Origin of the sequence: Microbulbifer variabilis ATCC 700307 (assembly GCF_000380565.1) — a bacterium.
Lineage (GTDB): Bacteria > Pseudomonadota > Gammaproteobacteria > Pseudomonadales > Cellvibrionaceae > Microbulbifer > Microbulbifer variabilis.
The window spans coordinates 115710-128626 of the sequence record NZ_AQYJ01000020.1; the positions used below are offsets into that span (position 1 = coordinate 115710).

The following is a 12917-nucleotide window of genomic DNA, read 5'->3' on the forward strand; positions in this document are numbered from 1 at the left end:
AAAAACCGCCAATGCCTGATTGGCGCGATATTACTTGGATAGTAGAGAAAGCAATCATACATGTGACTGTTTTCTCCTCCTGCATAGGGCCTTCATCCAAAAAATATCTCTTGTACCCTGTGCAATATTGCAGTATCAAACGGTCTGAAGTATTCGGGAGTATCTATAGAAACCCACCGTAAAAAACAGAATGCGGACTGCAGGATTTAGTCCGCCCCAACAAAAAATGGTTACAAGGATGATAAAGACCATATCTTCTGGGAGGGTACCCTCTCGTCGTGTTTCTTTACACGCCCTGCTGATCGGCTCAATAGTATGTGGCTCTGTGTTTATCTCCAGTATCGCACAGGCTTACGAGCTGCCCACTCTCGATCAACAGCTGCCAATTATCTGGCTCGTCTTAACGGTCATTGCGTTTTTGATAGTTTGTGCTTTTGCATTGAATAGACAGTTGAGTCTAAGCAAATTAAAACGGGAAACTGACCGACGCATTGATAGTCTGGGCGCGGAAAATACCAGTCTGTTTCAGCAAGTGCACAGCCGCAATAGCGAATTTAATGCTATGGGAAAGCAACTGGAAGAAACTCGCGAAAGCCTGGAACTTTTACGACAAGAAAAATCTGATCTACTCACTATCGCCCGTCACCAGTTACACCATCCACTAGATACTTTACTCGGCACCCTTAATTTACTGGCACGTAGTGAAGACAATAACATCAAGGCCCTGGTGGAAATCGGCAAGCGCCAACTTAATGCGGTACTTAAATCCCTGGATGACCTTCGCCAGGCTGGAAAAGTGGAAATGGTGGAACTGAAGTTGCCAAAGGAAGTTATTGGAAATAACGGTACTCGCCTTTCAGTGTTATTAGTAGAAAATAATAAACACGAATCCCTCCAGTCAGTCCTGGAATCCATGGGACACCATGTGCAACGGGAATGTAATGGTATTGACGGCAGTAGTGCCGCGCTGCAAAAAACATTTGATTTGATTCTCACGGACACTCATCTACCACTAATGGATGGTGTTGAAGCAGTACGTGAAATTCGCCGTGAACGCGGCGCTGAACTCCCAATTTTTGCCCTGCTGCAAAATACTAATACTGGAGACAAAGAGCGCTACCAGGCCCGCGGTTTTACCGGGGTGCTTACTCACCCTGTCGCCGACCGCCAAATAATGCAATTAATGAGCTGGGCCGGGCGACGCAGCCAGGACGCCAATATTCAACAAAAACCGCGGCCAGCAAAACTTCTCAATACCAACACTTTGTTTCGCCAACGGGACACTCTCGATCACCTGACTTTCGCCGAACTCCTAAGTGATCGCAGTGCCACCTTGCCCAAACGGATAACCACCCTGACCAGTGCCCTGACTGGACGCCACTGGCGGGATGCGGAAAAACAGGCACAAAATATATCCAGAGCAGCATCAGAGGTTGGGCTCGACAGTGTCGCCGCACGCCTGCGCAGCCTCGCAGCCAATCTATCGATCGACAGCGAGCGGGAGCACTGCAGGCAACAGCGCACGGAGCTGCTGCAACTTATGCGTGAATCCGTTCGCCAACTAAAAGCCTGGCGTGAACGCAATGTACACACAGAGTGGGCCTTGAAATAAAAGGGGTAGCTCCATATCGTCAAAGGCGGCAACCACATCCGATTGTCGCAAATAACTGCCATTCCAACTCACCTAAGTTGAATTGAATCGCTCAGGCCACACTATATTTTACTGAACCCTTAAGAGAATAAAGTTATGTCTGAGCAGTACCCCGTGCGGTCCCAGGAAGCCCGAGAGCAAAGCGGACGCGACCTGGCCATCATGGTTTATTTAATCCAGGCCATCAGCCTGTTTACTGCTGTTCCAATGTTTATTGGTGTGCTGATCAACTACTTTAAACGCAGCGATGTGCGCGGCACCCTGGCAGAATCCCATTTTCGCTGGCAGATTCGTACCTTCTGGTTCTGGCTGCTGTGGACCATCGTAGGCATCTGCACTGTATGGATTTTTGGCCTTGGCTATGTCGTTCTCGCCATTAACTGGATCTGGGTTTTCTACCGTGTCATCCGCGGCTGGCTGGTACTCGTAGATCGTCGCCCAGCCTACTGACTTTGCAAAAGTTAATAAATTCAAATTTTTCGTTTTACCTGCGCAACATATTGCGCAGGTTTTACATTCTCTTTAATTTTCATAAGCCTTCCTAAAGCCAATATTTTCCTTTTAATCACTACTGCTAAGAACACACACCCAGTGGCAAAAGAAATAAAGATTCTGCTCAATTATTCGAAGTAAAAAGTTTTTTCCCCTCTAAATTCACTAATTCCACTAGAAAAAGCCACCTCCCCCAATTTGTGTAAATTTATGACAAATAACTACCAACCAGCTATTAATTAGTTGAATACTTACTAATTTAAATTTCTTATTGTTCGGATTATTCGCCCTGAATTTCAGTATGGCTAGAAGCCCAATCCCTCAGCAGGTGAAATTATGCGAAGATAGTCGCCTCGTTGCCTTTGCTAGGGAGAATAGGATTCGTGAGTCAGGATCAAAATACCCCACTGAGGGAAGATGTGCGTCTGCTTGGCGAGGAGCTGGGTTCGGTATTGCTTGAGCAGGCTGGCGAGCAGCTATTCGATACCGTCGAAACGATACGCCAGGCCGCTGTAGAGAGCCGCAGCACTGGAGAGATGCAGGTAGATCGCCTGCGTCATCTACTTGACCCCCTCGATGATGAGACCCTGCTCGAGGTAGCGCGCGCCTTTAGCCAATTCCTGAACTTGGCGAATATTGCTGAGCAACGCCATCGCGAACGCCTGCACCGGCAGCACCAGCGCTTCTCCGGCGACCCAGACACCGATCGCGGCCTACGCCAGGTGCTGGAGGAGCTGAAACGGGCCAAGATACCCTCGGATGAAATTCACAAGGTTTTGCAGAACCTGTCAGTAGAGCTGGTCCTTACCGCCCACCCTACAGAGGTTACCCGCCGCACCTTGATCCGCAAGTACGACCGAGTTGCTGACCTGCTCGCTAAGCTGGACCGGCCAGACCTCACTGTAGAGGAAAGCCAGGAGCTACGGCGACATTTACATGAACAGATTCTCTCTGCCTGGAGCACCGATGAAATTCGGCGCGAAAGGCCGACACCGGTCGACGAGGCCAGGTGGGGCTTTGCCACTATCGAACAATCCCTGTGGCAGGCAGTTCCCCAAAGCATGCGCGCCATTGAGAAAGAGCTTGATCTGGCGGAGTTACCGCCTCTGCCGGAAGACTGGGTGCCTATCCGCTTTGCCTCCTGGATGGGGGGCGATCGAGATGGCAACCCCAATGTCACTGCCTCGGTAACCCGTAGGGTGTTGCTACTTGCGCGCTGGATGGCTGCTGATCTCTACTTGCGGGATGTGGAAAATCTGCTTGCAGACTTATCGATGCACAAAGCCAGCGAAGAGTTATTAGCGCATACTGGACCCAGCCACGAGCCTTATCGCCTGGTGCTGCGCCAGATCCGCAACCGTTTGCGCAACACTCGCGCGCAGATAGAAGCGTGCATCAATAGCCAACCGAAGCCCAAGGGCGAAACCTTCACCAGCGGCCAACTGTCCGAACAACTGCGCCTAATCGACCGCTCCCTCCGCTCGATGGGCCTCTCCGCAATTGCCGATGCCCAGCTTAAAGATACCCTGCGCCGTCTCAATTGTTTCGGCATTACCTTGCTACGTCTCGACATTCGCCAGGAATCCACTCGCCATGCAGATGCTCTCGATGCCATCACTCGCTATCTCGGTATTGGCAACTATGCCACCTGGGATGAGAAGCGCAAACTGGAGTTCCTACTGGCAGAGCTGGACAACCGCCGGCCATTGATCAACGCAGATTTTTACCAAACAGATTTCTGCGATGAAGATGTGCGCGAAGTGCTGGAAACTTGCAAGGTAGTCGCTGAGCAGGGCACCGAAGGTCTCGGTGCCTATGTGATTTCCATGGCGAAAAAATCCTCCGATGTCCTGGCGGTAATGCTGCTGCAAAAAATTGCCGGCGTTCAACAACCAATGCGCGTAGTACCACTGTTTGAAACCCTCGACGATCTGAACAATGCTGCTACCACCATGAGCACCTTGCTCAATATTTCCCAATACAAGCAACGTGTGCTGGATGGCCAGGAGGTAATGATTGGTTATTCAGATTCCGCCAAGGATGCCGGCTTCCTCGGTGCCGCCTGGGCGCAATTTCGCACCCAGGAAGCACTCACCGATATCTTTCGCAACCACGGTATTCCACTGACTTTATTCCATGGTCGCGGAGGCTCCATTTCCCGTGGCGGTTCCCCCACGCGGATGGCTCTGCTCTCTCAGCCGCCAGGTTCTGTTGCCGGCCGCATCCGGGTTACCGAGCAGGGAGAAATGATCCGCTTTAAATACGGCCGTCCGGCAGTTGCTGCCTATAACCTGGAGCAGTACGTGGCTGCAACACTTGAGGCCACCCTAATGCCACCCGCGCAACCACGACCTGAGTGGCGCAACCAAATGGAGCGCCTTACGGATATCTCTGTCGATAGCTACCGGGAGGTTGTTCGCGACGACCCCGCGCTGGTCGCTTACTTACGCACCGTCACTCCCGAAACGGAGTTGAGCCGGCTCGCTCTGGGAAGCCGTCCTGCAAGACGAAAGCCCGGTGGCGGCGTGGAAACATTGCGTGCCATTCCCTGGGTATTCGCATGGACCCAGATTCGCTTAATGTTACCCGCTTGGCTGGGTACCGGTACCGCCTTGGAGCAGGCCTTAAAGCACGCTGACGAGGCCGATACTCTGCGCGATATGAACCACCAGTGGCCCTTCTTCCAAGGCGTGGTGGATATGCTGGAAATGGTATTGGCCAAGTCCGATACACGGGTCGCCTCCTGGTATGAGGAGCGACTGACCGACGATCAGGAATTGATTGCCCTTGGTGAGAACCTCCGAGAGCGCCTCAGCCACACAGTGAGTGCACTGCAGCGGCTCACCGGGCGGGAAAGTCTGTTGGATAATAATCCGGTAATGCGTTGGTCGATACGCGTACGTGACCCCTATACAGATCCACTTCACTTGCTCCAGGCAGAGCTGATGGCGCGTTTGCGGGAGAGGGAGGCCGACACGGTATTGGAAAGTGCCTTAATGGTTACCATCGCCGGAATTGCAGCCGGTATGCGCAATACTGGTTGAGGGTGGTAAGAAACCCGTTCCAAGATAGTGCAGCACAGCTGTGTGATCAAATCGAGGCCACTCGATAGTATGCGGGGAGCGGACGGGCCGCTCCCCTATTTAGTTCCGATCAAAACCGCCCGGTAAGCGCCATGATAAATAGGTCCGGTGGCAAATCCTGGCCATTCACTTCCAACCGTCCCCGTTTTACTTCAAGGTGCATTTGCAACTCACCATCTTTTTCCAGTAGCAGCCCATATTCTCGTAACATCATTGCTTGAGCTACTAATGGTGACTGCAATAGGGCTGACTCCGCCGCGCTCAATGTCATGGTGCCCACCAGTGGTTTCAACCATTGATTCAGTGGGCTGCCCCCACGGTGACGAGGTGGACGTTGTAACCCTTTCCAGTCAATATCCGCATCCACTAACACCGGACCATTATGTGACTCCACTACCAGTTGCTGTTGAAGACGCAAAGGTGGGCGCATCTCACGGGCCCAGTTGCGCTCAGGATTGGGCAACAATACACGCAGGTAGTGGCCCAAGTCTGCAGCGGTGATTTCGGGCAAGGTCATCTGTTGACGAGCGGAGATGATCGGAGTTGCAGACTCTACACTGGGCAACTGCAAATCACTTACAATTTTTAAAGTCTGTGCAGCAAGTATCTCCAAATCCAGGTCGAGAGTAATATTTCGCAGTTGTACAGGTCCCGAATCAGACTCAGCACGTAACAACGATAATTGCAGCTGCGCCTTACCACCGCGCCCGGGCTCTACTTGAAACTCACCCTTGAGGGGCTCAGTAAATAATACCTCCACCTCGTCCCGTATCTGTCGCAGGCTACCCAAATCAATAACGCCATCTAACATGGCTCCGCTATAATCCGTTTTTACTGTGATTTCACCGCCATCAAATTCCAGCTGGCCATAGGTACCGGTATTTTTGAAGGGCTCAAAAAGCAGTGTGTTCAGTACGCGGTTATCGGCTGTTACAAGAGTTTCCAGCACCAATGGGCTATCCTGTAAACGGCCATATATGTTCTCAAGCCGTGCGCGAAATTCAGGGGTTAACTGCTCCAATTCCAAGCGTGTTTCACTATAGATAACCCCTAATCTCGGCCCTTGGGAAGTAAACAGTACAGGGCCATGGTGAATTTCAGTATGCAGCTCAGTAGTACCATTTTGCAGTCCAACCTCAGTATTAGTCTCAGCACCAAACCAGCCACGCTGGTAACTCGTGGAATTACCCCCTTGTAACCTACCGACCTGCTGTTTCCAGACCTCCTCCACCTTGGGGCCAATGAAACCCGGCGCCGCAAGGGCGGAAATCACCAATAAGACAAGCACAATAAGCAGGAGCCAACGTAATAGTTTCATAGGGATTGATCTAACAACAGGATTTACGCCGATGTTAGCAGATTATGCAGAAACTAGTACGATCGAAATACCAAGATAGAAACCAGCAAGGTTTATAGTTGCTACTCTTTAGAACCACTCTAAAAATAAACCACTGGGCATAGCGCCTTATCCACTTGGCAACCATTATCTAAAGAAGCCAAGAAAACTAAGATATAGAGTAAGGGAGTTCTGCTTAAGAAATTAAAAATTATTCTTCTTTTTGAAGGGCAGAACAATTCTCACAATTTAAAGTAAAAGAGGCCATTCTCCTATAGCACCATAGTGATCGGCTTTGCCGTTTCCCATGTACGACTCGATGAAACGTTTTCCTTTATTGGCAATTTATCAATCAAAAAATCCGAAATAAGAAAGATAGCCATTGACTCGGTTGAGGAGCGTGGCTATTTTTTTCCCTATCCTACAACCAGATTTCACCAGGAAAAATTCCAGAATTTATCTTTCCATCGAATAAGCTTGCCTTCTTTCGCGAACACCTGCAGGGAGTACGTCCCTCCAATATAGAATTTATTACATAAAAATTTCGATCGAAGAAGCAATCTGCAAAATCGATATGGCACAGATCAAGTAGCCAAAAATGTTGAATAGTGATAACTCTGCGTTATTGTTAAACGATCATTGTCTCTCTTTAACGGGGATATGGAGGTACATTTCGGCTGTCGGGCTGGCAACCTGATACCTGGGCGGATAGAGCTCAAAGTCTGGCTTCTCGATATAGTCATAATTAGACTTTGGCAGCCAGCTCCCCCAGATATACTTCAATGTCTGCTCCAGGGTGGTAATAGATCCGCGGTGAACAAATTTTGCATATAGCTGCTCCGGTAGTTCCCGCGCCACCATTCCCTCGGGTACCTGAGTCAGGTCGGCAACCGGCGCACAGCAGACATACTTAAACTGAATTTCATCACCCGCTTCCTCATAACACTCATAGATGCCAAACGATTCATCGTTGATACGATTGGGGATTTTATCCCTGTAAGGTCGAAATGCAGACCAGAGCTTTGGCAAGCTGAGATTTTCATGATCGTATTCCTGCGCTATCCCCACCAATTGCATCGCTGGGCGCGAAATAATTTGTGGCTCCATGGACAGCTCATTTTTCAAGAAGTGCAGCATATGGGGGCTAAATTGATCTTTATATAGCAACCGGAAAGGGTCCTGCTGCTTTCGATACTGCGCCGGGGTTACATTAAATAAAGCTTTAAACGCACGAGTAAACGCTTCTTGGGAATCAAATTGGCACTCCATGGCAAGCTCAAGAATACCAATATCTTCACTCAACAACCTCTTTGCAGCGACGGTCAATCGGCGCTTACGCAAATACTCTTTCGGTGAGTCCCCCACTAATGCCTTAAAAATACGGCTGAAGTGGTAGGTGGAGTAATGAGAGGCAGCGGCAATTTCGTGAACAGAAATTTTGTCGTATAGATGCTGCTCTACGAAGTTGATACTTTTAAAAAATCGCTGCATGAGAGGCTCCTTTACTGCCTATTTACGTTGGGACGGTGAGATTTTTGAGGAATACCTTCCCGGTTTAGCATGCCTTTAAATCAAATTCGTTCACTAGTGATAAAAAAGCGTAAATGGGCAAATGCCTTGTCCCTCAAAGGAATAATCGCCTGGTAGGCTGGATCATTGAAGAATGCATAGATCGCCTCCCGATCCGGAAAAGATACCACAACAAATGCCTTTGGTGACCGACCTCCGTCCAGGGCTTCTTCCACATCATAAGAGGCGATAGGCACCCCCCCATACTGTTGCATTAATTGCGGAGCCAAACCTATATACTGCTGAAGAGCCTGCGATTCCTGTAGGTTTGGTGAAGACTCTATATGTAAAAATACTGGTAACAAAGCAATAACCTCTTAAGCATAAAAAATTTTAAGTTGCTTGACTAAGAGCTTCTAATGACTAACTTTAAGAGGCCACTCGCCTATGCCAAAAAACCAGAAGTGGAACTATCGCAAGCTCAATAATCGTAGGCGGTAAGACCTGGTCATCCACCAATCCAAATTCCAGAATATTGCTTAAGCGACCCAGACCGCCAATGAAGAGGGATAAAGCCACGAAGTAAAACAATGCTTTATGTTTTTCGATATTGCTCAGGAAATACAGTAGAACCAACCCCTGGGCAAAGAAAACACCAAAGGCAAATCGATATTGATTATCCCCAAATCCTCTCAAGGGGCTATCCGGGCCGAAAAGCATAGCACCACCACTCAGGGCAGCACTGCCATTCAGCCCCCCAAATGCACTGATCCCGCCAGGAACAAAACAGATCACTGCCAGTGCTACCACTAACAATTGGAAAATTTTTCTTTCTATAGAACTCGCCTGATTCATAGTGTCACCTTAGTTTGCCGTATTTGAAGAGATGACCTAATCATATTGGTCGGTAAGGCCCAATTTTTGATATTTCTTGCGGTCTTGGTATCCCATGAGGACAGCAAGAAATATCAAAACCCGAGGCGCTTAATCGCTTATCTTTCCCTCCAACAGCCGGGTATATCCATATCCGGGTACCAGTTCCCAATATCCACAGAGACAGAAAGATGATTAAGAGTGTATTGATTACCGGAGCGAATGCAGGCTTAGGCAGGGAGTGCGCCAAGCAACTGGCGGAGTACCAGCAGATTAACAAGATCTATCTCGGGTGCCGCAATCTGCAGAGAGTCAAAGAAGCCCAGGCCGAGCTGATGTCGGAAACAGGCAGGAATATCTTCGAAGTATTGCTGATCGATGTCGCAGATCAACAATCCGTGAAAGAGGCGGTTCAAACCTTAGACTCCCCAATTGATGCACTGGTTATGAATGCTGGCGGCACTGGAGGTAAAGAGTTTTATAAGAAAACCCCTGAGGGAGTCACACAAATTTTCGCCGTCAACCTGCTCGGGCATGCACTACTGACTAACGAGTTGCTGAAAGCCAATAAATTAACCCAGGCTGCTATCTACGCCGGCTCCGAGGCCGCTCGCGGCGTAAAAGAGATGGGTATGAAGCGACCAGACCTGAAAAGCGCCTCTGTGGAGGAATTTATGCAGATCTGTGAAGGAGAGCTCTATGCCAGTACCAAAGACGCTACGGTGCCCTATGGTCCGATAAAGTATATGGGCGCCCTATGGATGTCTTCCATGGCACGGGAATTCCCCCATATCCGCTTCGTAACCATGAGTCCGGGGGCTACTGTAGGCACAGAGGGCTTCAATACACTGTCGTTATTCAAGCAATATATGATGAAGGGCATGATGCGGATTATGCTGCTATTGGGCAAAGTCCACAAAGTCGAAATAGGCGCCAAGCGCTATATCGATGCCCTGCTGGATACAACATCCTTCCGCACAGGTATTTTTTACGGCAGTGAACGCGGATTGACAGGACCTCTAGGTGAACAGCGGAAGCTTTTCCCGGACCTGGACAACCCTACCTATCAGGACAATGCCAAAACGGCGATCAATCGCTTTATCTAGTGAAGGGTCGCATCGGGTAAGGGCCCTGTGCGCCTTTGTCTGCACTTAAGGTCTCTCCGATCTGACAGTACTCCCTTACCTATACTTGGCTGTTAAATACGAACCACCATGAGCAGCCAATGCTTCGGATATTCTTCTGCCTATTGTTATCACTTCCTGTTTCCCTAATTGCTAGCGAGGAAAAAATTTCTGTCGTCAAGGCACCTCCCCTGACCCTCCTGGATCCAACAACTGTGGATAAATTCGTTAACGAGCTACCAATACCTGTAGAGATCCGACCCAAGAGCTCAGCTCCACTCAAACTGCCAGCAAGGCCCACCCAGGTTTGGATGGGGCTACGGGATAAGGAAGGCAAACGTTTAATGACAAAGGCCTGGGGTTTTGAGTATGCAGGTCGCATCCACTCTCCCGGCCCTACTATTCGCGCCCGGGAAGGCCAACCGGTATTTGTACACTGGGCCAATGAGCTACCGGGGCCGCATCTATTTCCGGTGGATCGATCCATTCACCTCGCCGATGTAAAAGATCCCAAAGCTGTACCCATGGTTATTCATCTTCACGGCGGGCATACAGAATGGAAAAGTGACGGCAATCCCCTCGCTTGGTACACACGAAATTATCACGAGACGGGCCCGTTATTTGAAAAAAAGATTTACGAATACGACAACTCCCAGGATGCCACCACTATCTGGTATCACGATCACACCCTGGGAATGACCCGACTTAATGTTTATGCAGGATTATTCGGTTTTTACTTGGTCGGCGACGACAATGAAGATCGCCTGATACAGGAAAAACTACTTCCCACAGAAGAGCGTACCTTGGTTGCCGCTATTACAGACAGCCTGTTTAGCTCAGATGGGCAGCTCTATTTTCCTGGTTGGAGGGACCAGCCTCCATCACCGGTTTCCCACAAGGCAGTGAAGGCCAATTGGCCCAACCCTTCTCACCTGGACGAATTTTTTGGCAATTTTATGTTGGTAAACGGCATGGCTTGGCCCAAAGTCAACGTCACACCACACGTTTATCGACTGCGATTACTCAATGCGTCCGATACACGCACACTGATACTCAGGATCGACGAAGGTACCCCCTTTGTGCAGGTCGGCAGCGACGGTGGCTTTCTCGATCTCCCTGTGCAACTTAACGAGCTGGTATTGGCGCCCGCAGAGCGAGCAGATGTTTTAGTGGATTTCAGTGGTTATGAAGGACACAAACTGACACTGCGAAATTTTGGACCGGATATCCCTTTTAAGGGATTTGTAGAGGCCAATGATCCAAAGAGTTCAATTCCACTGGTATACAACCCTGATGGTAAACGTGTATTAAGTGATGGGCGCGGTGGCACCACACCAGCTACCGACCCCGATACCACTGGCCAAGTTTTGCAATTCCATATTGCTTCGGCACCTGCAAAAGCCTCTCCCGATAAACAGAAAGCAGCGGTCAAAGATACGATTGGAGATTTAAAGCTAACCTTGAATACTCCCCTGCGCCCTCCACTTAATAGGCTTAGTCAAGCGAACTACACACGACAGCTTGCCACCTACCGCCTGGACGACCCCTATGGCCGTAATCTGCTGATGTTAGGTCCAGTAAAAGAAGGCTCCCTATTTTTCGAGGACCCTACCACGGAAATTATCCAGCACAACGCCGTAGAGATCTGGGAGATATACAACCCTACAGTATCGGCTCATCCAATCCATATTCATCTGGTGGAATTCCAAGTGCTGGATCGTCAGCCTTTTAAAGGCAAACTTATCCCCAAGCCGCAGAAATTTATGCATACCGATAAGGTATTTCAGGGGGCACGACTGGAAGTAACATCTCTACAGGGGAAACCCCTTCCACCACAACCAGAAGAAAGCGGCCCTAAAGATACGGTCATTGCCCTTCCCGGCCAAGTAACACGGGTAATAGCTCGCTTTGACCGTGAGGGCCTCTATGTATGGCACTGTCATCTACTCTCTCATGAAGATTACGATATGATGCGACCGTTTAAGGTATTGGCGCCTAAACCGGAAAATAATCACTAAACAGATAACCTTTAATCTCAACTCAAGACCGGAGTATTGATTGGCTATCATTATTCAACAACTCAAATTTAATAAGACAATAAGAAAACAAGAAGCAAATACAGCAATTTCTAGCTATAAGCTTAAAACAACCAACTAACAAAAACTTACTGAAATAGAAACAAAAAAGCTTACCACCTGCGACAATTAACCCTATATAGAAAACCAAAAAACCCAGGTTAAAAATTATTATCCACACCTACTCTTTCCTTTTTTAGGCGCAGCACGGGAGCTTCTGGTAATAACTATCACTTGCAAATATGGCGGTTAATTCCAATTAAACGAGGGGTACAAAATAATAATAAATCGATTTCAATCTTTCTTAATTAACCATAAAATAGTCGGGCTAAAAATTGACAGGTGATTTTCATTATACTTTAAGTGAGTTAAGAGTTTTTAATTATATTATGAAAATGAAAAATTTATTCCCCGGACTACTACTAGCGCTACTAGCCAGCACCAGTTTTGCATCAAGTACAATTGAGCCTAATAAAACTATCGAAGGCATTACTACCTATAAATACTATGCAGTTATTAAATTCTCACCAAATGCTAGCGGCAACGAATTAGGGGAAGGCTGCCCATCAGCTTCCAGCAACCATGTAGTCATAGAATTCGACCGCAATGATGGAACAAATAATAATGACACGAAAGAGCAATTCTCATCACTTTTGTCTGCATATTTTGCAAAATCTAATACTGTAGGTTTTGGAGTAGAGGATTGCAGGGAAGGTAACGGAAATAATTACCCACTAATTTATCGGGTAAATATCTGATCTTCGCTAATAAGTG

The 12917-nt window shown here is 48.5% G+C and carries 10 protein-coding genes; 6 read left to right on the forward strand and 4 right to left on the reverse strand.

Annotation, left to right across the window (positions count from 1 at the left end):
• Positions 1–238: 238 nt before the first annotated feature.
• The 3 genes from G367_RS0102805 (at position 239) to ppc (ending at position 5187) form a co-directional block, all read left to right on the forward strand.
• A complete protein-coding gene (locus G367_RS0102805; RefSeq protein ID WP_020411575.1) occupies positions 239–1612 on the forward strand; it encodes a response regulator in 1374 nt (457 codons plus the stop codon).
• 135 nt (positions 1613–1747) lie between these two features.
• Positions 1748–2101 carry a DUF4870 family protein gene (locus G367_RS0102810; protein ID WP_020411576.1) on the forward strand — a complete coding sequence of 118 codons (354 nt, stop codon included), beginning with the start codon at positions 1748–1750 and terminating at the stop codon, positions 2099–2101.
• Between the two features lie 425 nt (positions 2102–2526).
• Positions 2527–5187, forward strand: coding sequence for a phosphoenolpyruvate carboxylase (ppc, locus tag G367_RS0102815; RefSeq protein ID WP_020411577.1), 2661 nt, complete (start codon positions 2527–2529; stop codon positions 5185–5187).
• Between the two features lie 109 nt (positions 5188–5296).
• Here ppc and G367_RS0102820 read toward each other — a convergent pair whose 3' ends face one another.
• From G367_RS0102820 to G367_RS24850, 4 genes are all read right to left on the reverse strand, one after another.
• Entirely contained in the window at positions 5297–6544 is a 1248-nt protein-coding gene (locus tag G367_RS0102820) for a DUF945 family protein (protein ID WP_020411578.1), read from the reverse strand.
• A 654-nt stretch (positions 6545–7198) separates the two neighbouring features.
• Positions 7199–8053, reverse strand: coding sequence for an AraC family transcriptional regulator (locus G367_RS0102825; RefSeq protein ID WP_020411579.1), 855 nt, complete (start codon positions 8051–8053; stop codon positions 7199–7201).
• 80 nt (positions 8054–8133) lie between these two features.
• Entirely contained in the window at positions 8134–8436 is a 303-nt protein-coding gene (locus tag G367_RS0102830; protein ID WP_020411580.1) for a DUF1330 domain-containing protein, read from the reverse strand.
• Between the two features lie 64 nt (positions 8437–8500).
• Positions 8501–8926 (reverse strand): DUF4345 domain-containing protein, encoded by a 426-nt coding sequence (locus G367_RS24850; protein WP_020411581.1) that lies wholly within the window; start codon positions 8924–8926, stop codon positions 8501–8503.
• A 209-nt stretch (positions 8927–9135) separates the two neighbouring features.
• Between G367_RS24850 and G367_RS0102840 the strand changes: the two genes are divergently transcribed.
• The 3 genes from G367_RS0102840 to G367_RS0102850 all read left to right on the forward strand — a co-directional run bounded on the left by G367_RS0102840 (position 9136) and on the right by G367_RS0102850 (position 12901).
• Positions 9136–10050, forward strand: coding sequence for an SDR family NAD(P)-dependent oxidoreductase (locus G367_RS0102840; RefSeq protein ID WP_020411582.1), 915 nt, complete (start codon positions 9136–9138; stop codon positions 10048–10050).
• A 119-nt stretch (positions 10051–10169) separates the two neighbouring features.
• Positions 10170–12086, forward strand: coding sequence for a multicopper oxidase family protein (locus G367_RS22950; protein WP_020411583.1), 1917 nt, complete (start codon positions 10170–10172; stop codon positions 12084–12086).
• 392 nt (positions 12087–12478) lie between these two features.
• Positions 12479–12901 carry a hypothetical protein gene (locus G367_RS0102850; RefSeq protein ID WP_157533305.1) on the forward strand — a complete coding sequence of 141 codons (423 nt, stop codon included), beginning with the start codon at positions 12479–12481 and terminating at the stop codon, positions 12899–12901.
• Positions 12902–12917: the final 16 nt, after the last annotated feature.